This is a genomic window from Corynebacterium lipophilum, assembly GCF_024102595.1.
Classification (GTDB): Bacteria; Actinomycetota; Actinomycetes; order Mycobacteriales; family Mycobacteriaceae; genus Corynebacterium; species Corynebacterium pseudogenitalium.
In genome coordinates, this window is sequence record NZ_JAEUWV010000015.1 from 1 (window position 1) to 23,894 (window position 23,894).

Genomic DNA, 23,894 nt, shown 5'->3' on the forward strand with positions numbered 1-23,894 from the left:
ATTCGAAGCAGCCTGAAGACCATCTGAACACGGATCCACAAACTGACAGACATTTATTCAATCACAAAAATCTCCCTGAAAGTAGTCCACAACGCCCCCACCACCACAAAACCACACAAACCCCCACAAAACCCCCACCAAACCCACAATAAAATCCCCCTGACCAGCACCTTCACAAAAGCTGGCAACGCACGCAACAAAAAAGTGATCTATCACACTTAAAACACCACTGCCACCAAACAGGGGGTGCGGCCTTCCCACACGAAAAAACCCTGGTCTCCGAACCGGAGACCAGGGTGAACCTGTGGAGCATAGGAGAATCGAACTCCTGACATCCTGCTTGCAAAGCAGGTGCTCTACCAACTGAGCTAATGCCCCTTTTGTTCCTGTGGGCCTAGCAAGAATCGAACTTGCGACCTCATCGTTATCAGCGATGCGCTCTAACCGACTGAGCTATAGGCCCTGGGAACGAGAAGTAAGATTACCTACCACTATAACCTTTGACAAATCGCCAGTACAAGCGGTGTTTTTATAGTGGTTATAGCGGTAGGTATCTCACGGCTATCGCGCTCTGTTGGACATCACCAGGGTGACGCCGCCGACCAGGTCCGCGATGGCGTTGTAGAGCAACGCCGTCAGCGGGGCCATCACCGCGATGAACACCACGCCGATGAGCCCGAAGAGGCCGGCCGCGGACATGACCAGGGTGGCGTCGATAACTTGGTCGCCGCCGACGCCACTGACCAGCGAGTTCAAGGAGTCAATGACCCCCGTCTGCGCGAGGCCGTAGTAGACGATGGCCGCGCCCAGCATCCAGGCGACGAAGCCGACGAGGGCGAGGATTGTCGCCACCTTAAACACGGAGGCGACACCCACGCGCCGCACCACTATCTTGCGGGCGGCCATGATTTACTCCCCATCCTTCGGCGAGGCGGAGATGGACGAGGCGGTCTGCTCCTTGGCTTCCTCAATCGTCTTCTCGCCCTTGGCAACCGCGGTTGCCTCCTCTTCGCCCTGCTCCTCGACGTTCTTGTCGATGGCCAGCAGCTCAACGTCATCCGCGAGGTCGACGAGGCGGACGCCCATCGTGGCGCGGGAGGACGGACGGATCTGGTTGACCTCGGTGCGGATTACGCCGCCGGCGGAGGTGATGGCGAAGATCTGGTCTTCCTCATCGACCGCCAGGGCGCCGATCAGCTTGCCGCGCTTCGGGGTGTACTTGAAGGTCATGACGCCCATGCCGCCGCGGCCCTGGGTGTTGTACTCCTCGATCGCGGTGCGCTTGCCGTAGCCGCCAGCGGTGGCGACGAGCAGGAACTCGCCGTCCTGGACCACGGTCATTGCGAGCAGCTTGTCGTCGCCGCGGAAGCGCATGCCCTTCACGCCGGCGGTCGCGCGGCCCATTGGGCGCAGCTGGTCGTCGTCAGCGGTGAAGCGGATGGCCTGGCCCTGCTCAGAGACGAGCAGCAGGTCGTCTTCCTCGCCTGCCAGTGCGGCGCCGATCAGGGCGTCGCCCTCGTTGAGGTTGATCGCGATGAGGCCTGCGGAACGCGCCGACTCGTAGTCGGTCAGGCGGGACTTCTTCACGCGACCATCGCGGGTGGCCAGGACCAGGTACGGGGCGTCCTCGTAGGACTGGATCTGGATGACCTGCGCGATGCGCTCCTCAGGCTGGAACTCCAGCAGGTTCGCCACATGCTGGCCGCGAGCGGTGCGGCCCGCCTCCGGCAGCTCGTAAGCCTTGAGGCGGTACACGCGGCCGAAGTTGGTGAAGAACAAGATCCAGTCGTGGGTGGAGCAGATGAAGAAGTGCTTCACCACGTCGTCCTGCTTCAGTTCCGCCCCGCGGACACCCTTGCCGCCACGCTTCTGAGACTTGTACGCATCCACCTTCGTACGCTTCGCGTATCCGGTGGAGGTGATGGTGACCACGACGTTCTCGCGCGCGATGAGGTCTTCCTCGGTCACATCGCCGGTTGCGGCCACGATCTGGGTGCGGCGCTCGTCGCCATACTTTTCGACGATCTCACGCAGCTCGTTGCCAACGATCTCCCGCTGGCGCTCCGGGCGGGCCAAGATGTCCTTGTAGTCGGCGATCTTGCGCTCGATCTCGGCCAGGTCGTCGATGATCTTCTGGCGCTCCAGCGCTGCCAGGCGGCGCAGCTGCATTGCCAGGATTTCGTTGGCTTGGATCTCGTCGACGTCGAGAAGCTTGATCAGGCCCTGGCGGGCGTCGTCAACCGTTGGCGAGCGACGGATCAGGGCGATGACCTCGTCCAACGCATCGAGGGCCTTGACCAGGCCACGCAGGATGTGGGCGCGCTTCTCGGCCTCATCCAGGCGGAACTTGGTGCGGCGAACGATAACGTCGATCTGGTGCTTGACGTAGTAGCGCAGCATCTGGTCGAGGCGCAGCGTGCGCGGCACGCCGTCGACGATGGAGAGCATGTTCGCGGAGAAGTTCGTCTCCAGCTGCGAGTGCTTGTACAGGTTATTGAGCACCACCCGAGGAACCGCGTCGCGCTTCAGCGTGACCACGATGCGCATGCCCACGCGGTCGGAGGACTCGTCCTCAATCTTGGAGATGCCCACCATCTTGCCCGCGGTAACCTGCTCCGCGATGTTGTGGATGAAGTTATCCGGGTTGACCTGGTACGGCAGCTCCGTAATCGTGATGACCTGGCGGTTGCCGATCTCCTCGATCTCGGTCACACCACGCATGCGGATCGAACCGCGGCCCGTGGTGTAGGCGTCCTTGATGCCCTGATCGCCGACGATGAGGCCGGCCGTCGGAAAGTCCGGGCCCTTCACTCGCTCCATCACCGCGTCGAGCGCCGCCTGCTCATCCGCGTCGTAGTTGTCGAGCATCCAGTAGATAGCCTCCGCCAACTCGTTCAAGTTGTGCGGCGGGATATTGGTGGCCATACCGACGGCGATACCGTTCGAGCCGTTCATCAGCAGGTTCGGCACGCGTGACGGCAGCACGTCCGGCTCGCGGGTCTTGCCGTCGTAGTTCGGGGAGAACTCCACGGCGTCCTCGCGGATGTCGCGGACCATCTCCATCGCCAGCGGCGTCATCTTGCACTCGGTGTAACGCATGGCCGCTGGGCCGTCGTTACCCGGGGAACCGAAGTTACCCTGGCCGTCCACCAGCGGGTAGCGCATCGCCCAAGGCTGAGCCATGCGCACCAGCGTGTCGTAAATGGCGATGTCACCGTGCGGGTGGAAGTTACCCATCGTGTCAGCGACAGGCTTGGCACTCTTCACGTACGAACGCTCGGGGCGGTACCCGTGGTCGTACATCGCGTAAATGATGCGGCGGTGCACCGGCTTCATGCCATCGCGAACATCCGGGAGCGCACGGCCGACGATCACGCTCATCGCGTAATCGATGTAGCTCGTCTGCATCTCCTCGTTGATGTCAATGGGCTGGATGGCGTCGGAGCCGCCGCCACCTAGAGTGTCATCACTCATTGCTCACCTTTCGTCAAACATTGGTTCCTACCGATTCTAGCGCCTTGTGCACCGAATCACCCCTGCGCCGTGGTATCACTCTGATACCATCGCGGCATGGCTATGACGCTACGACTCAGCACAGACGAAAACACAGCGCTCATCATGCTCGCCTCCGCGTGGGGCTGCTCCAAACAAGAGGCCGCCCGCCGCGCCATCGTCACCGCCGCCTCCCGCCTTCTTGACGACGCCACCATTACCAACCTCGCCCGCACCACCCTGCAGGAATACGCCCACACCGAACGCCGCATCCGACAGGCCCGCGATGCGTAGCCTGAGCAGCGAGCAGCTGCTGGCCATCGCCGACGAATGCGCGCATATATATAAGGTGCGAATACGTTCCTTCGCCGCACTCTGCGCCTGCGCCGCCGTCCCCGGCGCCCACCTCCACGGCGTGCCCGTCTACGACACCGCACACGCCGCCGCTCGCGGCCTCGCCGACACGATCCGGGCCCTGCGCCCCCTGACCGGAGCCAACGACGCCTTCGCTGACGTCGCCGGCACCACCTATTTGCGGTGGGTCGAGGAAGCGTAATTGCGCACTTTCTCCTACACTGGCAACTATTTACACGGACCATTAGAAAACACTTGGTGGAGGAACAATGAACGCTACAAAGTACACCGCTGTACTGGCAACCACCGCAGCACTGATCGGCGCCGGCCTGGCCGCACCACAACTGCGTGCGGAGGAGACTGCTGCTGCGTCTGATTCGGCATCTGCGGCGTCTCAGTCTCAGGAGGCGCGCGAATGGCGCGACGCCGAAATCACCGCAGGCGACACCATCACCGTCGAACCGAGCGTCCCTCTCCCAGAGGGCGCCAAGGCCGTCGGCCCGACCAGCATCGACGGCTGGAAGCTGACCACCGACGAAAAGACGGGTGCCGTTACCATCGAGGCCGCACCGAAGCTGCGCCCCGGCCAGGGACTGCGCTACCGTGTCTTGGTTCTCTTCGCCGACAAGACCACGGCCACCTACGACGCCGAAGTGACCGTCGTTCCTGGCGGAAACAACAACGCCCACACCTCCACCATCGAGTACAAGGACTCGCTGGTCCAGCCGAAGCAGAGTGTCACCGTTACCCCCACGGGCACGTTCCCGCAGGGCACGAAGTTCTACCTCAACAGTGACAAGATTGAGAAGTGGGAAGTAAGCGTCGACGAGGCCACCGGCGCCGTCACGGTCAAGGCCGGCGACATCGGCTACGGCTCCTGGCTCTCCATCCCAGTTCGCGCAGAGTTCCCCGACGGCTCCTCCGACGTCAAGCACGCCAAAGTCACCGTCGCCGACCAGCACGGCAACACCACCCCGCCATCCGACCGCCTCGCCGCGAAGCACACACCGGAGTACACCACAGCACAGATCGCAGGCAACGAAACCGCCACTCTCAAGCAGACCGCTAAGCTGCCCGAAGGCACCAAGTTCAAGATCCTCGGCGAGTCCAAGCTGTGGGACCTGTCTATCGACGCCACCACCGGCACCATCACCGCGAAACCAAAGCAGCCGCTCGCTGCCGGTGCCGTCGCGAATGTGCCCGTCATCGTCACCTACTCCGACGAATCCCAAGACTTCGTACAGGCCAAGGTCGAGGTGACCAAGGACCCCGTGTGGCAGTCCAGCAAGGCTAGCGTCGACTACCCGGTGGAGAAATCCCCAGCCGATGAGACCGCCACCATCACCCCCGCGCTCAAGGATGTGCCGGAGGGCACCAAGTTCGCCATGAACGCGACGCCACCAACGGGTTGGGAGATCGGCATCGCGCCTGTGACCGGTGTGGTGACCGTCAACGCCCCAGAGGGCACCCGCGCAGGCACCCAGATTAACGTGCCTGTCCGCGTCGAGTTCCCCGACGGTTCCCGCACCGTCACCAACGCGGTCGTCCTCTTCGAGGCACCAACTAACCCCGAGTCCGACAAGTTCAAGGTCACCTACAAGGACGTGACCGTCAAGGCCGGTGAGAACCGCGTGTTCAAACCAACCGAAGCACTCCCTACCGGTGCCACCGTCAACGGCCCGAAGAACCAGAGCGTCAACGGCGTGAAGGTCAATACCGACAAGGACGGCGCTGTCTCCGTTGAAGTACCAAGCCACGCCCGTGACTTCGACTTCACGGTTCCCCTCGAGATCTACTTCCGCGACGGCTCCAAGCAGGAGACGAAATTCCACGTCACCGTGAAGGCAAAGGAGACGACTACGCCGAAGACGTCGGAGACCAAACCTTCGACCGAGCCTTCGACCGAGCCGAGCACCACCAAGGCGACCACTTCCGCAGCGGAACCGTCCGCCCCGCGGACAACCGAACCGACAAGCGAGGAGCCCACCACGTCCGCGCCGCGGACAACCGAACCGACGAGCGAAGAGCCAACGACTTCCGCCCCGCGGACAAGCGAGCAGCCTTCGACGGAACCGACGAGCGAGCCGAGCACCACCAAGGCGACCACTTCCGCAGCGGAACCGTCCGCCCCGCGGACAACCGAACCAACGAGCGAGGAGCCCACCACGTCCGCCCCGCGGACAACCGAAGAGGCGTCGACAAGTGAGACGACTCCAACGACCTCGACGAAGCCTTCGAGGCCGCAGAATGAGACGACCAAGATTGAGTACGCGCGCACGCCGGTGCACGCGGGCGAGTCCGTGACGCTGAAGCCGAAGGGCGAATTCCCGGCCGGCACGAAGTTCAACGGGCCGAGCGGGTCGCAGCAAGGATGGTCCGCCACCACGAACAGCCAGACTGGTGAGATTCGAATTACTGCACCAGCAAACGCGACGGTTGGTACCACTGTGAGCTTCCCTGTCACCGTGGTCTTCCCAGACAAGTCGAGGCAGATTCACGAAGTCACCGTCTACGTGGAGCGCACCACCACGGCGCCGTCCACCAGCGAGCAGCCAACGAGCACCGCACCGACCGGCACCGCACCAACGAACACGACGACGCCAGCAAAGCCGAAGGAGTCCCAGGCGGACAAGTCGGACGTCGACTTTGAAAACCCGAAGGTGAACGCTGGCGGCACGATCGTGCAGCGCCCAAGCGGCAACGCTCCTGCAGGCACCAAGTTCACGGGCCCGAACGGTACGTACGACGGCTGGAAGTTCGCCACCGACCCGAACACAGGTGAGGTCACGATCACGCCTCCGGCGGACGCGAAGCCTGGTGCCTCCATCGACTACACCGTCACCGCGACGTTCCCGGACTGGTCGACGAAGGACTACAAGCTGAAGGCGACCGTTGCGGGCGGAGGGGACGTCGATAAGGGTGGTGACACCGGATCGAGCAGCGACAACTCCAGCAGCTCCTCCTCGAAGGAGGAAGGCTCGAGCACGGGCGCGACCATCGGCATCGTGGTTGGTGTGCTCGCGCTGCTCGGCCTGCTGGCCGGCGCGGCGAACTACGTGCTGCAGTACGTCGACATCAACTCACTGCTTCGCTAACACCGTTCGCGCGGGGACGATATTCTAAGCACTATGAAGAAAATGAGTGCTATCGTCCTCGCCGGCGGGGTCGCGGCGTCGCTGATCGTCGCGCCGCAAGCCACCACCGCTCCATCGGGGTCATCCGGATCCTCCAAACCGACGCCGGTGATCACGCCGACCGTCACCCCTCCGAAGCAGCCACCGCTCGGCAGCGCGTACACGGGCTCAGCGCCGGTCTCGCTGACCATCGCGGCGCTGCTCACCCTGCTGGTTGGCCAAGTCATTGTCGACGCCGTCCCCCCACTGCGCGCAGCCGTCGATGACCTCGCGCGCCAGGCAGGACTCTCGGGCGTGATGGGATCCTCCCAGGGTAACCGCATTTTCGACTTCTCCAAGATCGACCTCAACGAGCTGCAGAAGATGCTGCCCAAGGTCTAAACCCCACCCCAAGTATGTAACCGCTGTGACTCATGATAAGTTTGTTCCTGTTGTGGTTACAGTGTCCTGTGTGACTGCTGTGGCGGAAGAGCCGCAACGCTCAACGTAACAATGCGACCTGCCAGGGGGCAGGTCGCATTTGTCATACAATCAACGGCATGGAAACACCACAAGGACTCAACGCACTGCTGCACAATGGGCGCCGCCCAGGAATCGTCGACGCGCTCGCCGGAGTGGTCGACCAGACCGTCGCAGACCAAAGCGGACTCACCGGCATGGCACTGCGCTCCGCAATCGCGGGCGTAAAGAAAGTCGACGCCCGGATCCTGCACAAGGGCATCAACACCGTACTCCCCCAACTGCTCGAGCAGCTCAACCCCCGCTGGGAAGACTACAAAAACAGCGACCACGCCGCCTTCGGCGAATACCTCGCACAACACGAAGACGACGTGGTCACAGAACTCGTCTCACTCGGCGACAACCTCCGCGACTCCATGCCAGCCGGCGTACAGAAGATCTACGCCACCTTCCGCAGCAAGGCCGCCAAGATCGTGGGGCCTGCGTTGCCGCGGATCGGAGAGGTCGTCGAAAAGCAGATGGAAGGCTAGACGTCCAGGAAGCGGACGTCCTTCGCCTTGCGGGTGATGAAGGAGCGGCGAGCCGCCACATCATCGCCCATCAGGATGCTGAACAGCTCGTCAGCGCGCTGGGCGTCCTCCACATCAACACGACGCAGAATACGGTGATCCCGGTCAAGCGTGGTCTCCCACAGCTCGCTCGGGTTCATCTCACCCAGACCCTTGTAGCGCTGGATGCCGTCATCCGTGTTGATCTTGCGGCCGGCCTCCAGGCCCTCCGCGAGCAGCTGGTCGCGCTCCGCGTCGGAGAAGGCGTAGCCAGGCTCGCCCTTCGCCCACTTCAGCTTGTACAGCGGCGGGTTCGCCAGGTAGACGTGGCCCTCCTCAATGAGCTCCGGCATGAAACGGAACAGCAGGGTAAGCAGCAGCGTTGCGATGTGCTGGCCGTCGACGTCAGCATCCGCCATCAGCACAATCTTGTGGTAGCGCAGCTTCGAAATATCGAACTCTTCATGAATACCAGTACCCAGCGCGGTAATGATCGCCTGGACCTCCGCGTTCTTCAACACGCGGTCCATGCGGGCCTTCTCCACGTTCAGGATCTTGCCGCGCAGCGGGAGAATCGCCTGGTACATCGAGTCGCGGCCCTGCTTCGCCGAACCACCTGCTGAGTCACCCTCAACAATGAACAGCTCGGACAGCTTCGGGTCCTTCGAACGGCAATCCGCCAACTTACCCGGCAGGCCACCCAAGTCCGTCGCCGACTTGCGACGCACCAAGTCACGCGCCTTGCGCGCCGCCTGACGCGCCTGCGACGACGACACAGCCTTCGAAATAATGGCCTTCGCCTCCGCCGGGTTGGCATCAAACCAATCCGACAGATTCTCATTCACGGCGCGCTGCACGAAGCCCTTCACCTCGGTATTGCCGAGCTTCGTCTTCGTCTGGCCCTCAAACTGCGGGTCCGCCACGCGGACAGACACCACGGCCGCGAGTCCCTCACGGCAGTCATCACCAGTGAGGTTCGGCTCCTTGTCCTTCAGCAGCTTATGGTCACGCGCGTAACGGTTCATCAGGGTGGTCAACGCCGCACGGAAACCCTCCTCGTGCGTACCGCCCTCATGCGTATTAATGGTGTTCGCGAACGTATGCACAGACTCCTTGAAGGAGCTGTTCCACTGCATCGCCACCTCAGCCTCAAGGCCGTCACCCTTCTGGTCAAAGCCCACGATCGTCGGGTGGATCGCCGTCTTCGACTTATTCAGGTAGTTGACGTAATCAATCAAACCGTCCGGGTAGTGGTACGTGACCTTCTTCTCGCGCTTCTTCGGGGCAGCAGATGTGTCACCCTCGGTGGCGTCGTCAAACGAGTCCGAGCCAACCGCAGCGGCCGTCTCACCCTCCTCCGCGATCGCCTCGAGCTCAAGCTCCTCCTCGGAGACGCGCTCGTCCTTCAGCGTGATGGTCAGGCCCTTGTTCAGGAACGCCATCTCCTGCAGACGACGCGCAATCGTGTCCCACTTGAACTCCGTGGTCTCAAAAATCTCCGGGTCCGGCCAAAAACGAATCGCCGTACCCGTGCCGCGGGCATTGCCGCCCTCCTCCAGAGGCTCCGGCTGCGCGTTCACAAACCGCTGGTACCAGTGCTTGCCATCGCGCTTAATGTCCGCCTCCACGCGCGTGGACAGCGCGTTCACCACGGAAATACCCACACCGTGCAAGCCACCCGACACCGCGTACGACTCCGAGTCGAACTTACCGCCCGCGTGCAGCTGCGTCATCACGACCTGCACCGTCGGCGCACCAGACGGGTGCATCTCCACCGGAATACCACGACCATTATCGACGACCTCTACGCCGCCATCCGCGAGCAGAGTCACATCGACGCGATCGGCATAGCCCGCCATCGCCTCATCGACCGAGTTATCCACGACCTCCCACACCAAGTGGTGCAGGCCACGCTCGCCGGTCGACCCAATGTACATACCTGGGCGCTTCCGGACGGCCTCAAGGCCCTCGAGGATAGTAATCGACGACGCGTCATAATGAGGTTGTTGATCAGCCACTGGAAAAGACGCTCCTCCTGAAAAATGTCATTAACCCGTCCTATCTTACACGTAAAACAGGACACCAAACCCCACGACTACCCGTACGTGTCCCTCGGCCCCCGCCCCTTCACGTGCAGCGGACCATAGCGCCAACTCTTCACCCGCGGCCCATAAATATGCAGCTTCCGGATCACATCCGGGCCCACCTTCTCCGCAATCGCACGCAGCACCGTCGACTGCATGTACTTCAGCTGCGTCGCCCACGCCGTCGTCGTGCAGGTGATGAAGACCTCGCCGTCCTTAATCATCTCCACCTTCGTATGCTCCGCGATCTTCGCGCCGACCAGGCCCTCCCAATTGCCCATCACCCAGCCATACGCCATGTTCTCCGTCCAATCGCGCTTCCGGATCTCCTTCCCCAACAGCGACGAAAACGACTTCACCTTATAACTGCGCGGCAACGCCCGACCATCCTTGCCCGTCGGCCGACCCCGCTCCAACCACGGCCTGCGCTCCTCCTGCTCAAAGTGCAGCCCCGGCACCGTAATATCCTTCACCGGACGGCCCTTGCCCTGGCTGCGGCGCGGCACCACGCTCGTTCCCTGCTTCGACAAATCCGGCAACCTCCCGCCGCGCCGCTTCGCCGTGCGCCGCAACTGGTCAAAGGTAGTGCCCACCAAGTCACGCTCGCTCAATGTGCGACACCCCCTCCTCCATCCGCACGTGATACCGCGCCGTCACCGCCCCATCAAGGTTGCCCGGCAAGTCATCCCCGACCGCCGCCGTAATCAACACCTGCTCCGCCGACTCCGCCACGTGCACCAACCGCTCACGGCGCTTCGCGTCCAACTCCGCAAACACATCATCCAGAATCAGCACCGGATCCGTGCCCTCACCAGCCAACAAGCGGTACTCCGCCAAGTGCAAACTCAGCGCAAAGGACCACGTCTCCCCATGCGACGCATACCCCTTCGCCGGCTGCTGACCCAACATCAACACCAAATCATCCCGGTGCGGACCAACCAGCGTTGAGCCACGCTCAATCTCCTCTTTTCGACGCCTCCCCAACTCCGACAACATCGCCGCCTCCAACACCTGCGGATCCCGCGACGCCTCCCCCGTCAACTCCAACACCGCCCGATCCAACGTCGACGTATACTCCACCGACGCCGCCCGCGACTCCGGCGCCACCGACGCATAGGACTCCGTGATGGGGTCGGAGAGGGCGTCGACAAGCAAAAGCCTGCCCGCCAGCAGCTGCGCCCCATACCGCGCCAACTGCGCATCCCACGCATCCAACGTACTCAACGCACCCGCTCCCGCCGCATCCCCATAACCGCGGCGCAACGCCATATTCTGCGAACGCAACAACGCATTACGCTGGCGCAACACCTTGTCATAATCCGCCTTCACCCCACCATGACGCGGCGTACGCACCGCCGCCAACGCATCCAAAAACCGGCGACGATCCCCCGGCTCCCCATTCACCAACCGCAAATCCTCCGGCGAAAACATCACCGTCCGCAGCACACCCAGCAGCTCACGCGCCGACTTCAACCGCGTCCTATTAATCTGCGCCTGATTCGCCCCACTCGCCTTAATCAGCACATGGGTGGTCAGCGCGCGCCCCTCATTCACCGTCGTCGCCGACACACGCGCATCACTCGCCCCCGAATGGATCAGCGGAGCGTCCGTGGCCACCCGGTGACTCCCGAGCATCGACGTGTACCGCACCGCCTCCACAATGTTCGTCTTCCCGTGCCCATTGCGGCCCGAAAACACCGTGACGCCCGGCTCCAAATCCACATGCAACTCCCGCCACGAACGGAAATCACGCAGGTCAAGCTCCGAAACGTACATCGTGGCAAACTAGCCCGGCAGGCGAACCGGCATCAACAGATACGTGAAATTCGTCTCCGGCGTCGGGAACAACCCATCATCGCCCTTCTCCGGCAACGACTCCGGCTCCGGAATCATAATCGCCGGACGCGACGACTCCGTAAACCCAAACACCGCACGATCCGTCCCAATCACCGACAAACCATCACGCAAATAACCAGCATTAAACGCAATCAGCAGCTCATCCTCCCCCACAAACTGCGCAGGAATCGACTCCGACGCCTCACCCGAATCAGCCCCCGACGCAAACAACGTCACCTGACCCTCCGAAAAATGCAACCTCAACTGCGCATTCCGATCCGCCACCAACGACACACGGCGAATCGCCTCCAACAACGGAGCCACCTCCACCGACGCCATCGACGTATGCGCCTTCGGCAACAACGGCTGCACATTCGGGAAATCCGCATCCAACATACGCGTCGTCGTCTCACGATTGCCCGCATGCAAACCAAACAAGCCGTCCGCGCCCACATTATCGACGCCACCAACGGCAATCTGCACCGGCTCCTCCAACTGCGTATCCAACGTCCGCGCGTTATCCAACAACGTCTTCGCCGGCACCAGCAGCTTCGCCTGCACCCCCTCACCAGCAGGCGACCACTCCAACGAACGCAACGCCAACCGGAAACGGTCCGTCGCCGTCAAGTGCAACGTCGAACCCTCCACCTCAATGTGGATACCAGTCAGCATCGGCAACGTGTCATCCTTACCCGCCGCGGCAGCCACCTGCATCACCGCGCCACTGAGGTCCTCCGAACCGATCGTGCCAGTCACCTCAGGCAACTGCGGCAACTGCGGATAATCGTCCAACGGCATCAAAGGCAGCTCGAAGTGGGCAGAGCCGCCGTCGAGAAGCAACTTTGTGTCACTCGTAGAAACCTCAACCGGCTGATTCGGCATATTCGCAACAATGTCAGACAACAACTTGCCCGCCACCGCAACGCGACCCGGCGTAGCGACCTCCGCCGCAATCCGCACCCTCGACGACACCTCATAATCGAAGCCCGCGAACTCCAAACCCTCATCCGACGCCGTAATCAACACCGCGCGAAGAATCGGCTGCGTGTTCTTCGTAGGCAACATCCGAGCAACCCACGCCACCGCGTCCGACAGGTCCTCCTTGTGCACGCGGAAGGAAACGTTGGAATTCAAGTTGTCTTGGATGTCCGCCATAGTGACACGGGCTCCTTGCAGTACGTAGAGATTCTTGTAATTACGTACTCACTTTAGGCGGGGACACGCTTTTTGTCATTCGAGTTTTCACACGCCTGGCTCATGGCTTTTTGGGGCGTCGGTCGTTTGTGCGCCGTTCTGCACAGCTCCCCTTTCTACTCTAGGAATTACAAGTAAAAACCTTGGGAACAACAATAAGTCCTGTGCAATCTGTGGAATTACACGAATTCGCCGTGGTCGGAACGCGAAAACAGGGTGTGCAATTGCCTGTGGAAGAAATGTGGATAACTCCGGGCGCTTGTGGATAGATTTTCTGTCATTTGATCTGTGCACAACTCAGGAAGGGTTGTCCACTGGGGATTCACACGTTATCCACAAGGCCTGTGGTGTGTGATGTGGGTCTCTTTGTGGTGGGGGTCACTTAGGTGTTTTGCCCCTAAATGTGAATTACAGCGGTGTAATTACACAGGTGTGGATAAGTCTGTGGATGGATTTTTAGGGTGCGGGAGGTGGGAGTGCCAAATGTCGCAATCTGATATGGACTAGGTGTTCAAAGTGTCTGGCAGAAAAAGGGCTAGGCAAAAGTGGGTGCGTCTTTTGGCACTGAGAGACCAGGTGGGGCACCAAATTCCGGGATTTGGGGAGTCGGGCTTGTGTTTCCCCAGGTCGCTGGGGGTGCGTGAGGGAATTTGGTGCGGGCGACGCCGAGAGCGACGAAAGTTAGCGCAGGGTGCGGGCGCGGGCCTTGATGATTTGGGTCAGTTCCTGGATTTCGTCGTAGGTGCCGCGGTTCTCCGTCATCTCCTTGCGGATCTTGCGGTCCGCGTACATCACGGTGGTGTGGTCCTTGCCGCCGAACTCGTCGCCGATCTTGGGGAGGGAGAGTTCGGTGAGTTCGCGGCACAGGTACATCGCGATCTGGCGGGCGTGCGCCACCTGGCGGGTTTTACCTGCGCCGATGAGCTGGTCCATCGTGACGTTGAAGTATTCGGCGGCGTACTCCTTGATGGTGGAGGCGTTGATGTTGATGTCGCCTTCGTCGGGGAGGATGTCGCGAAGGGCGACTTGGGCGACGTCGAGGGTGATGGGCTCGTCGATAAGGGAAGAGTAGGCCGAGACCCTGATGAGGGCGCCCTCGAGCTCGCGGATCGACGACTCGAATTGTGAGGCGATGAGCTCGAGCACCTGGTGGTCGACCTGCGTGCCGTCGGCGGCCGCCTTCTTCATCAAGATGGCGATGCGGGTCTCCAGGTCTGGTGGCTGGACGTCGGTGATGAGGCCGCCTTCGAAGCGGGTGCGGAGGCGGTCCTCGAGGGTGGTGAGCTGCTTCGGCGGGCGGTCAGACGACAGGATGATCTGCTTATTCGCCTGGTGCAGCGCGTTGAAGGTGTGGAAGAACTCCTCCTGGGTACCTTCCTTGCCCTCGAGGAACTGGATGTCGTCGACCATCAGGATGTCGAGGTTGCGGTAGCGGCGCTTGAAGCTTTCTTGGCGGTCGTCGCGTACGGAGTTGATGTAGTCGTTCGTGAACTCCTCGGAGGAGACGTACTTGATGCGGAGGTTCGGCTGCAGGACCTGCGCGTAGTTGCCGGCGGCGTGCAGCAGGTGCGTCTTGCCGAGGCCCGAGCCACCCCAGATGAACAGGGGGTTGTAGGCGCGGGCCGGGTTCTCGGCGACGGCGACGGCGGCGCCGTTGGCGAAGCGGTTCGAGGAGCCGATGACGAAGTTCTCAAAGGTGTACTTCGGGTTCAGGCTGGTCTCGCGCTCGGGGTCGTGGGCAGGCTTTTCGCGGGGGATTCGCTTAGGGACGGTCGGGTGCGCCGGCGCCTGGTGTTGTTGCTGTTGGCGGGCGTGCATCTCGGCGAGTTCATCGAGGCCCATTGGGATTTGCTCGCCGGGGGTCATGTGGGCCGGGTCGACGGCCTCGGGGGCAGGCGGAGCTGAAGGCGCTGCCGGGGCTTCTGGCGCCTGGATCGAGACGGCGAGCGTGCAGTGTTTGCCCAGGTGGGACGCCAGCAGCGCAGTGATGTGCGGTGCCAGGGACTGCTCCACGACCGTTTTTGCGGCGGCGTGGGGGGCGGAGAGGATGGCGTAGCCGTCGACAAGCATGACGGGGCGGACGAGCTGGAGGTAGGCGCGCTCTTGTGGGGTGAGCGACGGGACCTGCGAGCTGGGCTGCGCCGACAGCGCCAGCAGGTCAGCGACGATGGTGCGCCATAGCGTTTCGATGTCTTGCTCTGCCAACGTCCCGCTTTCCTCCTAATCCGACATGTCATTTAGTGACGTTCGTCACAACTGTGGAATTTCACGTACATTCCACCGCTGTTTCACAGATTTTGTAATTCCAAAACCTGCGTCTCACCAGTATCTTCCACAGACTTGTCCACACCTGTGGATAACTTCGGTGAGTAAGTTGTTCACAGCCTTCCCCCTCCCCTGTGGATAACTTTTCACGGAACTTTTACCGGCTGTGACCTGCTGTAATTACAAATTACGCCGCAAAGTCTCAACCTGTTGTTCACAGTTATCCACAGCGATGTGGAGAAAGAACGTGTGTAATTGTGGTGCTTTATCATTGTTACCCGGTGTGAGCTTGCAATGTCTAACAGCCCGCACGCCACAACCCTGTGGATAACTCGTTTCACGGATGTGATTCACAGGAAATCTCGAACATTGCGTACGCGTGTTGGGAAGTAATCGCGCGTCAGGCCGGTGATAGCGCGGCCCCCGGTGTTCGAAAATATGCAACCACCTGCGCGAAAGTACACCCTTGTAATTACGGGGGTAAACGAATGGACCTGCGCCCCACCCGGCTCAAAAGACAGTGTGTCGATTTGAACAACCAGCGGTTTTTCGCGTAGTCTGGCGTAGTCTGTCACACCACGGGCGCGAAGCAACATGCCCACGGTGTGCTTGAGAGCACCATCTACGCAGTGCACCGGGCCGCCCACCCAGGGCGAGTCAGCGAAGGTGATGCATGCAGGTCAACGCGCACAACGCGCCGCGGCCGGGCAATCTCAACCTGAACATTGCAATTCCGGGACGGCTACTACCCCGGGAGGGAATGCGTCGCACACCGCGGCGGGTTCCCGCTGGCCGTCGTGACCTCTTATAAGGAGTCCACCGTGTCTAAGCGGACTTTCCAGCCAAACAACCGCCGTCGTTCACGCAAGCACGGCTTCCGTGCCCGCATGCGCACCCGCGCCGGCCGCGCAATCGTTTCCGCGCGCCGCAAGAAGGGCCGCGCAAGCCTGACGGCATAAACGCCCGAAGCGCAGCGACATCGTGTTACCCCGCCCGCACAAACTCTCCTCCTCTGCCGACTTCCGGCAGACCATGAGGAAAGGAGTGCGCGCGGGGTCTCGCACTTTAATCGTCCACGTCCGCTCCCGGGCCGGCGACACCATCGCGCTGCACGGCGGGCCGCGCTTCGGACTGATCGTGTCCAAGCAGGTCGGTAACGCGGTGACCAGGCACGCGGTGTCTCGGAAACTGCGGCATGTGCTGCGAGGGGGCGTCGATAAGCTGGAGCTGCACCACGACGTCGTGGTGAGGGCCCTGCCCGCCTCAGCCACCGCCACGAGCGCGCAACTCGCACACGACTACGACGCCGCGCTGCGCAAAGCCCTGGACAAATGGCGTACTACAACTTCCTAGGCCAACGCATCCCCGCACCACCAACCGCGGCCGCGCGGGCACTCGTGAAGGCCGTACGCTGCTACCAAAAGTACCTCTCACCCCTTAAGATGGGTGCGACGTGTCGTTTCATGCCAGTGTGCAGCGCCTACGCACTCGAAGCGGTCGCGCGACACGGTGCCATCAAAGGCACCCTGCTCAGCGTGGCCCGCGTCTGTAAATGTGGGCCCTGGCACCCCGGCGGGTTCGACCCAGTACCCGGCAGCGGTACGGACGCGTCCACAGGAACGACCACCAAGTAACCAACGAGGAGAAACACCCCAAAGTGCTGAATTTCATCTACTGGCCGATTTCTTGGGTGCTGTGGTTCTGGCACAAAGTATTCGGCTTCATCCTCTCGCCAGACTCGGCGTTGTCATGGATCCTGTCCATCGTCTTCCTCACCTTCACCCTGCGAACCCTGCTGGTCAAGCCCATGGTCAACCAAATGCGGTCCATGCGCAAGATGCAGGAAATGCAGCCGAAGATGCAGGAAATCCGCCAAAAGTACAAGAACGACCAGCAGAAAATGGCGGAAGAGACGCAGAAGCTGTACAAGGAGATGGGCACCAACCCGCTCGCCTCGTGCATCGTCCCGCTGGCGCAGATGCCCGTGTTCATCGGCCTGTTCCATGTGCTGCGCTCCTTCAACCGCACCGGCACCGGCCCCAACCAGCTGGGCCTGAGCGTTGAAGAGAACCGCAACCTGGCCAACTACGCGTTCTCCCCAGAAGACGTCCGCTCCTTCCTGGACGCCGACTTCTTCGGTGTGCCGCTCTCCGCGTACATGTCCATGCCAGAAGACGCCTTCGCGGCGTTCACCGGCCTGGACTTCACCCGCGCCAACATCATCATGGTGTGCCTGCCGCTCGTGCTGATCTCCGCGACGTTCACCCACCTCAACGCCCGGATGTCCATGAACCGTCAGGCCGCACGCCGCGCCGCCGGCAAGGTCAACTCCCCGTCCGGTGACAACGCCGCCATGATGGAACAGCAGATGCAGATGATGAACAAGATGATGCTCTGGGTCTTCCCGGTCATGATCATCGCGTCCGGCTTCCTGTGGCACATCGGCCTGCTGTTCTACATGCTGGCCAACAACGTGTGGACCTTCTTCCAGACCCGCATCGTCTTTGCCAAGATGGACGCCGAGGAAGAGGCCGAGGAACGCGCCAAGGCGGAAGCCAAGCGCGCCTCCGCTCCCGTTGTCGGTGCCCGCAAGGTGGACAAGCGCAGCAAGAAGCAGCGCAAGCAGCAAGGCAAGTAACCGGTAGCCCCCAGCCCCCAGCAAGTGTTTGCTGGGGGCGTTACTTTTACTAGAGTCGATGCCAGACTAAAAATTCAAAGGAGTACACAGCCGTGTCAGAACAGCCCACAGCAGCCGCCACCATCTTTGGCGATCGCCTGCCGCTCGCCGAGGCCTACCACGAATCGCTCGCCACAACCGCCGCCGAGCGCGGCTTCATCGGCCCCAAAGAAGTCAGCCGCCTGTGGGAACGGCACATCCTCAACTGTGCGGTGGTCTCCGAAGCACTTGACGACGCCACCACCGTCGCCGACATCGGCTCCGGCGCAGGGCTGCCCGGCATCCCACTGGCCATCGCCCGCCCCGACGTCTCCTTTACCCTCATCGAGCCGCTGCTGAAGCGCTCCACGTACCTCGCCGAGGTCAAAAACGAGTTGGGACTGGACAACGTTACCGTCGTCCGCGGCCGCGCCGAGGAACAGCCCGGCGGGCAGTTCGACGTGGTCACCTCTCGCGCCGTCGCACCCCTGGGCAAGCTCGCCGGCTGGAGCCTTCCACTGGTACGCCACGGGGGCTCGATGTTGGCGCTGAAAGGCGCTAGTGTTGCAGAAGAACTAGAACGCGACGCGCGGGCGATTGCGAAAGCCGGGGGGATCACGCCGAACATTTTCCAGGTTGGCGCCGACGTCCTCGACCAGCCCACCACCCTCATCCGAATCGTGCGGAAATAGCGGAAAGGAACACCACCAGCATGGACAACGCCACGCTGCAACGCCCCGCGCACACCCGCGTGTTCACCGTTGCGAACCAGAAGGGCGGCGTCGGCAAGACGACGACATCGGTGAACATGGCGTCGGCACTCAGCCGCCAAGGCATGCGCGTCCTCGTCATCGACCTGGACCCGCAGGGCAACGCCTCCACCGCGCTCGGCGCCGAGCACACCTCCGGCACCACCTCCAGCTACGAAGTCCTCATCGGCGAAGCAACGCCCGAGGAAGCACTGCAGGCGCACGCCAACAACGAGAACCTCTACTGCATCCCCGCCACCATCGACCTCGCCGGCGCCGAAATCGAGCTGGTGTCCATGGTGCGCCGCGAATACCGGCTGCACGACGCCATCCGGCGCGGCTTCCTCGAAGAACACAACTTCGACTACGTCTTCATCGACTGCCCACCATCACTCGGGTTGCTCACCATCAACGCCATGACCGCCGTCGACGAAGTCATGATCCCCATCCAGTGCGAGTACTACGCGCTTGAGGGCGTCGGCCAGCTGCTCGGCAACATCAGCATGATCCGCGAGCACCTCAACCACAACCTGCACATCTCCGCGATCGTGCTCACCATGTACGACGCCCGCACGCGGCTTGCGGCCGACGTCGCCGGCGAAGTGCGCAACCAGTTCGGCGAAGTGGTGCTGCGCAACGTCATCCCGCGCTCCGTGAAGGTTTCCGAGGCGCCAGGCTACGGCCAGACCGTCATCGACTACGACCCACTCTCCAGCGGAGCGCTGGCCTACTACGACGCCGCCCGCGAACTGGCAACACGCGGCGACTACCAACCACACGCCACCACGGGGCCCATCGGAGTCAGCCCCCAGGTGGCCCAACAACTTGACGAGGGCGAGGAATAACCATGGCACAAGAGCGTAAAGGCGGCCTCGGCCGCGGACTAGCAGCACTCATCCCGCAGGCACCGGCCGCGACCGACAAAACCGGCAAAACCGGCGGCATCGGCGGCAAAGCCTCCGACGTGATCTTCGGCGCAGCCGGCGCCGCCGGGGCTTCGGGAGCTTCCGGTGCTTCCGGTGGCGGCGACAAGCTTCCGCCCCGCGGAAAGCGACCCAAGGTCGCGGGCGCGCCAACCGTCGGCGCCACGCCAGAGAACGTTATGCAACCCGTGCCCGTCGGCGCACGCTACCAGGAAATCGCGGTCGGGCAGATCATCCCGAACCCGAAGCAGCCCCGCCAGGTCTTCGACGAAGACGACCTTAACGAGCTGGTCCACTCCATCCGCGAGTTCGGCCTGCTGCAGCCCATCGTCGTCCGCGACACCCCAGAGGGCTTCGAGCTCATCATGGGCGAGCGCCGCTGGCGCGCCGCCTCCAAAGCCGGCCTGAAGCACATCCCAGCCATCGTCCGCGAAACCTCCGACCAGGACATGCTTCGCGACGCCCTCCTGGAAAACATCCACCGCGTCCAACTCAACCCACTCGAAGAAGCCGCCGCCTACCAGCAACTTCTCGAAGAGTTCGGCGTCACCCAGGAGCAACTCGCCGACAAACTCGGCCGCTCCCGCCCGGTGATCACCAACGCGATCCGCCTCCTGCGCCTCCCGGTGCCGGTGCAGCGCCGCGTCGCCGCCGGTGTTCTCTCCGCAGGTCACGCCCGTGCGCTGCTCGGCCTCAAGCTCGGCAGCGACGCCCTGACCTCCAACGGTCAGACCCTGCTCGCCGAACGCATCGTCTCCGAGGGCTTAAGCGTCCGCGCCACCGAAGAAGCCGTCACGCTCATGAATAACGAAGGCGGCGTCCCACAGAAGAAACGCCGCGAACCCGTCCCCCAGCCCGAATACCTCACCCGGGCCGCCGACCAACTCGCCGACGAATGGGACACCAAAGTCTCCGTCACCATGGGCAAACGGAAAGGCAAAATCGTCGTCGAATTCGGCGACCGTCAGGACTTCGAGCGCATCATGGGCCTCATCCAGGGCACCGACTAACTACAGGTGCTCCTGGCGGAGCAAATCCTGGAAAGAGTAGGTGCCTGTCGGCTGGTCATCAGAATCCAGCAAGTACAGGCGCTTCACCGCCACCACAATCGCCTCCGCGATCGCGTCACGCTGCTGCGGATCCGTCACCACCTCAACATCGTGCGGATTCGTGACATAGCCAGCCACGATCTCCACCGACGGCATCCGCGTCATCCGCAGCATCTCCCACGTCCGGGCATGATTCCAGCAGTTACGTAGCGACGTCCTCGCCGCAATCTCCCGCTGAATATAGCCCGACAGCGTCTCCCCCGTCATCGACGACGTCCCGTTCTCCGAACCGAAGTAGAACGTGGCCACACCATTCGCCTTCTCATTGGCATAACGGTCCAACTGCAGGGAAATCACCAAGTCGGCGTCGAAGCCGTTCGCCAGATCGGCGCGCTCCTTACACGACGGATTATCACCACGCGGGCGCGAAATAATCGTCTCCACACCAGCCGCAATCATGCGGCCCTCCACGCGCTGCGCCAAATCCCACAGGATCTCCTCCTCCGTGATCTGGCCAAAGGGGCCGTCGACAAGCGCGCCCTTATCCGCACCACCAAGATGCGGATCAATCACCACGCGCTTGCCCGCCAACTGCGGGCCAGCCGCGCGCACATGCTCACGCTCGCGAATCGCGTGCGCCGAACCGCCCGTAATCCGGCGGCCCAACAGACTCAACGCGTGCAACGTATCCGGGCCACACACCCCATCGTCTTCCAAGCCCGAGTTCAGCTGGTAATTCACCACGGCCTCGTGCGTATGCGGACCAAACCGCCCATCCACACGATCCGAATAAAAGCCCAGCTCATGCAGCTGCGTCTGCAACTGCCCCACGTCGTCGCCCACCAGCTCCTGATTCGGCTGGTACTGCAACACACGCGCCCCCAACGTATACGACGCCTCACGCAGCTCACGCAACGTCAAGTCATCGATAGCGCCAGTCGGCATAATTCCCCGCGACTGCTGAAATGCTTTCACGGACTCCGCCAAAGGGGCGTCGAAAAGCATCTCGTCGGGAGTGAACTGCCGCGAGTTGAAGTCCTCGATATCCCCATCGAAGTCCTCCAACATGCCCAAACGCGCAAGCGTCGCACGCGCCTCGGCCACGCGAGCACTCGAATCACCTACGCGGAGAATGTCACCCACTGGGCACCTTTCTACAAAACCAACAATGCAGTCCATCCTACGACGGACAGCCTACAGATACGACTCAACCTTCTGGACGATCTGCGCCTTCGGGAGCGCCCCCACAAACTCATCCACCTTCTGGCCATCCTTGAAGATCAACACAGTCGGAATCGACATGACCTGGAACATCATCCCCAGCTCACGCTCCTCATCCACATTCACCTTCGCGACCTTCACCTTGCCATCCAGCTCAGACGCAATCTCATCCAACGTCGGCGACAACTTCCGGCACGGAGCGCACCACTCAGCCCAAAAATCCACCAACACCGGCGTCGAAGCCTCAACGACCTCAGCCTTAAACGTATTCTTCGTCACATCAACAGGTGCACTCATCGTTCCTCCTTGAACACAGTTCTTTCTATTCTAAAGCGCCGCAAGGAAATGCTGCGCATCCAACGCCGCCCGGCACCCCGAACCAGCCGCCGTAATCGCCTGACGATAGTGGTTATCCACCAAATCGCCACACGCAAACACGCCCGGCACGTTCGTGCGGGTCGAAGGGGCGTCGACAACTACGTAGCCACCCTCGTCCGTGGCCACCTGGCCCTCCAGGAACGCCGAACGCGGATCATGCCCAATCGCCACGAACAACGCCGTCGCGTCCAGCACCGACTCCTCGCCCGACTGCACATTCCGCACCTTCAGGCCGCCAACCTTGCCATCCTTTTCGACGACCTCTTCGACCACCGAATGCGTAATAAACTCAATCTTCTCATTCGCCCGGGCGCGCTCCAACATAATCTGCGACGCGCGGAAGTTCTCCGATCGGTGAATGATGGAAACCTTCGACCCAAACTTGGTCAAAAACGTCGCCTCCTCCATCGCCGAATCCCCACCACCGACAACGGCAATGTGCTGATCCTTAAAGAAGAAGCCGTCACAGGTCGCGCATGTGGACACACCGCGACCCGTCAGCTCAGCCTCACCCGGAATGCCCAGGTGACGCGGCGCCGCACCAGTAGCGAGAATGACCGCGCGGGCCTGGTAGACGTCATCCCCCACGAACACCTTCTTCACGTCACCGCTGAGATCAACCTTGTCCACCAGCTCCGACTCCAGGCGCGCGCCGAACTTCTCCGCCTGATCGCGCATCTGCATCATCAGATCCGGGCCCATCACCCCATCCTTGAAGCCCGGGAAATTCTCCACCTCAGTGGTGTTCATCAGCTCGCCGCCGTACTCGTAACCCTCAAACACCAGCGGGTTCAGCTCCCCGCGCGCCGCGTACAGCGCCGCCGTGTACCCCGCCGGGCCCGAGCCGACAATAATCACGTCATGAATCTGTTCTGTTTGTTCGCTGGCCTCGTTGGTCATGGAAACTCCTCGTAGATTTGCTCTGTCAGGGGTGTAAACGTAGCCAGTCTACTGTTTGTTCCAGACGTGTGCTTTTGGCCTAGCAGGCGCCTTCCATGTGCTCGAGCATTATGGCGCGTGCCCGGGCGCGGCGGGACTTCATGGTGCCGGGCTGGACGCCGCAGGTGTCGGCGGCGGACTGGAGGGACATGCCCATGATATCGATGAGGAAGACAGCCTTCCGGTGCGCCTCCGGTACGACGCGCAGCGCGTCCTTGACGGCGATGAGGCGGTCGAGGTGAGCGGTCGGGTCGTGGGCCAGGCGGGGATCCTTGTCCTGGGAGAGCTCATCGTTGTCGTCGAGGGACACGGTGTACTCGGCCTTGCGTCGGCGCTGGTGGTCCAAGCTTGCGTTGGCGACTAGCCGGTACAGCCAGGTAGACACCTTCGACTCGAAGCGGAAGCCATACAGGTGGCGGGACGCCTTGAGCAGGGCGTCCTGGACGATGTCTTCGGCGTCGCACTCATTGCGTGAGTAGCGAAGGGCGACGCCGAGCATGTTGCGTTCGTGGCGCCGGACGATGAGGTTGAAGGCGTGGATGTCGCCTGCGATGTATTCGTGGACGAGTTGGTGGTCCGTTTTTCTGCGCATGATGCACCCTCCCATTGCTGA

At 62.0% G+C, this 23,894-nt stretch carries 23 protein-coding genes and 2 tRNA genes; 12 read left to right on the forward strand and 13 right to left on the reverse strand.

The window, feature by feature from the left end; genetic code table 11:
* Nucleotides 1–305 precede the first annotated feature (305 nt).
* From JMN37_RS08860 to gyrA, 4 genes are all read right to left on the reverse strand, one after another.
* A tRNA-Ala gene (locus JMN37_RS08860) sits at nucleotides 306–378 on the reverse strand.
* Nucleotides 379–389: 11 nt separating this feature from the next.
* A tRNA-Ile gene (locus tag JMN37_RS08865) sits at nucleotides 390–463 on the reverse strand.
* 98 nt (nucleotides 464–561) lie between these two features.
* Entirely contained in the window at nucleotides 562–906 is a 345-nt protein-coding gene (locus JMN37_RS08870; RefSeq protein WP_070478297.1) for a DUF3566 domain-containing protein, read from the reverse strand.
* 3 nt (nucleotides 907–909) lie between these two features.
* A complete protein-coding gene (gyrA, locus tag JMN37_RS08875; RefSeq protein WP_252931811.1) occupies nucleotides 910–3,474 on the reverse strand; it encodes a DNA gyrase subunit A in 2,565 nt (854 codons plus the stop codon).
* Nucleotides 3,475–3,570: 96 nt separating this feature from the next.
* Here gyrA and JMN37_RS08880 point away from each other — a divergent pair, with 96 nt between their 5' ends.
* The 5 genes from JMN37_RS08880 to JMN37_RS08900 all read left to right on the forward strand — a co-directional run bounded on the left by JMN37_RS08880 (nucleotide 3,571) and on the right by JMN37_RS08900 (nucleotide 7,969).
* On the forward strand, nucleotides 3,571–3,786 hold the full coding sequence (locus tag JMN37_RS08880) for a CopG family transcriptional regulator (protein ID WP_070975462.1): 216 nt from the start codon (nucleotides 3,571–3,573) through the stop codon (nucleotides 3,784–3,786).
* Nucleotides 3,779–4,048, forward strand: coding sequence for a TetR family transcriptional regulator (locus tag JMN37_RS08885; RefSeq protein WP_252931813.1), 270 nt, complete (start codon nucleotides 3,779–3,781; stop codon nucleotides 4,046–4,048). Before JMN37_RS08880 ends, JMN37_RS08885 begins: the two co-directional genes overlap by 8 nt.
* Before the next feature lie 67 nt (nucleotides 4,049–4,115).
* Nucleotides 4,116–6,941, forward strand: coding sequence for a Rib/alpha-like domain-containing protein (locus tag JMN37_RS08890; protein WP_252931814.1), 2,826 nt, complete (start codon nucleotides 4,116–4,118; stop codon nucleotides 6,939–6,941).
* A 33-nt stretch (nucleotides 6,942–6,974) separates the two neighbouring features.
* Nucleotides 6,975–7,361, forward strand: a complete 387-nt coding sequence (locus JMN37_RS08895) for a hypothetical protein (RefSeq protein ID WP_252931816.1) — start codon at nucleotides 6,975–6,977, stop codon at nucleotides 7,359–7,361.
* Nucleotides 7,362–7,519: 158 nt separating this feature from the next.
* Nucleotides 7,520–7,969 (forward strand): DUF6918 family protein, encoded by a 450-nt coding sequence (locus tag JMN37_RS08900; protein ID WP_070478304.1) that lies wholly within the window; start codon nucleotides 7,520–7,522, stop codon nucleotides 7,967–7,969.
* Here the strand turns inward: JMN37_RS08900 and gyrB are convergent.
* The 5 genes from gyrB to dnaA all read right to left on the reverse strand — a co-directional run bounded on the left by gyrB (nucleotide 7,966) and on the right by dnaA (nucleotide 15,306).
* Nucleotides 7,966–10,005 carry a DNA topoisomerase (ATP-hydrolyzing) subunit B gene (gyrB, locus tag JMN37_RS08905; RefSeq protein ID WP_252931818.1) on the reverse strand — a complete coding sequence of 680 codons (2,040 nt, stop codon included), beginning with the start codon at nucleotides 10,003–10,005 and terminating at the stop codon, nucleotides 7,966–7,968. The two genes, JMN37_RS08900 and gyrB, sit on opposite strands and share 4 nt — an antisense overlap.
* Nucleotides 10,006–10,082: 77 nt before the next feature.
* Nucleotides 10,083–10,682 (reverse strand): DciA family protein, encoded by a 600-nt coding sequence (locus JMN37_RS08910; RefSeq protein WP_252931820.1) that lies wholly within the window; start codon nucleotides 10,680–10,682, stop codon nucleotides 10,083–10,085.
* Complete coding sequence (recF, locus tag JMN37_RS08915; RefSeq protein ID WP_252931821.1) at nucleotides 10,669–11,847, reverse strand: DNA replication/repair protein RecF; 1,179 nt, start codon at nucleotides 11,845–11,847, stop codon at nucleotides 10,669–10,671. Before recF ends, JMN37_RS08910 begins: the two co-directional genes overlap by 14 nt.
* Before the next feature lie 9 nt (nucleotides 11,848–11,856).
* The gene (gene dnaN, locus JMN37_RS08920) at nucleotides 11,857–13,062 is read right to left on the reverse strand and encodes a DNA polymerase III subunit beta (RefSeq protein WP_252931823.1); all 1,206 of its coding nucleotides are present in this window, start codon (nucleotides 13,060–13,062) and stop codon (nucleotides 11,857–11,859) included.
* Between the two features lie 720 nt (nucleotides 13,063–13,782).
* A complete protein-coding gene (dnaA, locus tag JMN37_RS08925; RefSeq protein WP_070363378.1) occupies nucleotides 13,783–15,306 on the reverse strand; it encodes a chromosomal replication initiator protein DnaA in 1,524 nt (507 codons plus the stop codon).
* A gap of 881 nt (nucleotides 15,307–16,187) precedes the next feature.
* On the opposite strand from dnaA, the gene rpmH reads away from it, so the two are divergent.
* The 7 genes from rpmH to JMN37_RS08960 all read left to right on the forward strand — a co-directional run bounded on the left by rpmH (nucleotide 16,188) and on the right by JMN37_RS08960 (nucleotide 20,704).
* Complete coding sequence (rpmH, locus tag JMN37_RS08930; RefSeq protein ID WP_070478313.1) at nucleotides 16,188–16,325, forward strand: 50S ribosomal protein L34; 138 nt, start codon at nucleotides 16,188–16,190, stop codon at nucleotides 16,323–16,325.
* A gap of 22 nt (nucleotides 16,326–16,347) precedes the next feature.
* The gene (gene rnpA / locus JMN37_RS08935) at nucleotides 16,348–16,719 is read left to right on the forward strand and encodes a ribonuclease P protein component (RefSeq protein ID WP_252931825.1); all 372 of its coding nucleotides are present in this window, start codon (nucleotides 16,348–16,350) and stop codon (nucleotides 16,717–16,719) included.
* Nucleotides 16,698–17,000: a membrane protein insertion efficiency factor YidD gene (yidD, locus tag JMN37_RS08940; RefSeq protein ID WP_071573183.1), complete on the forward strand. Its 303-nt coding sequence runs from the start codon at nucleotides 16,698–16,700 to the stop codon at nucleotides 16,998–17,000. The genes rnpA and yidD overlap by 22 nt, the downstream gene beginning before the upstream one ends.
* A gap of 23 nt (nucleotides 17,001–17,023) precedes the next feature.
* Nucleotides 17,024–18,004 carry a membrane protein insertase YidC gene (gene yidC, locus JMN37_RS08945; RefSeq protein ID WP_070363380.1) on the forward strand — a complete coding sequence of 327 codons (981 nt, stop codon included), beginning with the start codon at nucleotides 17,024–17,026 and terminating at the stop codon, nucleotides 18,002–18,004.
* A 92-nt stretch (nucleotides 18,005–18,096) separates the two neighbouring features.
* Nucleotides 18,097–18,714 carry a 16S rRNA (guanine(527)-N(7))-methyltransferase RsmG gene (gene rsmG / locus JMN37_RS08950; RefSeq protein ID WP_252931827.1) on the forward strand — a complete coding sequence of 206 codons (618 nt, stop codon included), beginning with the start codon at nucleotides 18,097–18,099 and terminating at the stop codon, nucleotides 18,712–18,714.
* Between the two features lie 20 nt (nucleotides 18,715–18,734).
* A complete protein-coding gene (locus JMN37_RS08955; protein WP_252931829.1) occupies nucleotides 18,735–19,616 on the forward strand; it encodes a ParA family protein in 882 nt (293 codons plus the stop codon).
* Between the two features lie 2 nt (nucleotides 19,617–19,618).
* Nucleotides 19,619–20,704, forward strand: a complete 1,086-nt coding sequence (locus tag JMN37_RS08960) for a ParB/RepB/Spo0J family partition protein (protein WP_071573180.1) — start codon at nucleotides 19,619–19,621, stop codon at nucleotides 20,702–20,704.
* On the opposite strand, the gene JMN37_RS08965 is transcribed toward JMN37_RS08960, so the two are convergent.
* The 4 genes from JMN37_RS08965 to JMN37_RS08980 form a co-directional block, all read right to left on the reverse strand.
* Nucleotides 20,705–21,886 (reverse strand): N-acetylmuramoyl-L-alanine amidase, encoded by a 1,182-nt coding sequence (locus JMN37_RS08965; RefSeq protein WP_330166364.1) that lies wholly within the window; start codon nucleotides 21,884–21,886, stop codon nucleotides 20,705–20,707. It abuts the gene before it with no gap.
* Between the two features lie 51 nt (nucleotides 21,887–21,937).
* Nucleotides 21,938–22,261 (reverse strand): thioredoxin, encoded by a 324-nt coding sequence (trxA, locus tag JMN37_RS08970; protein WP_070478319.1) that lies wholly within the window; start codon nucleotides 22,259–22,261, stop codon nucleotides 21,938–21,940.
* A gap of 30 nt (nucleotides 22,262–22,291) precedes the next feature.
* Nucleotides 22,292–23,242, reverse strand: a complete 951-nt coding sequence (trxB, locus tag JMN37_RS08975) for a thioredoxin-disulfide reductase (RefSeq protein ID WP_252931838.1) — start codon at nucleotides 23,240–23,242, stop codon at nucleotides 22,292–22,294.
* A gap of 79 nt (nucleotides 23,243–23,321) precedes the next feature.
* Entirely contained in the window at nucleotides 23,322–23,873 is a 552-nt protein-coding gene (locus JMN37_RS08980; protein ID WP_252931839.1) for a sigma-70 family RNA polymerase sigma factor, read from the reverse strand.
* Between the last annotated feature and the right edge of the window lie 21 nt (nucleotides 23,874–23,894).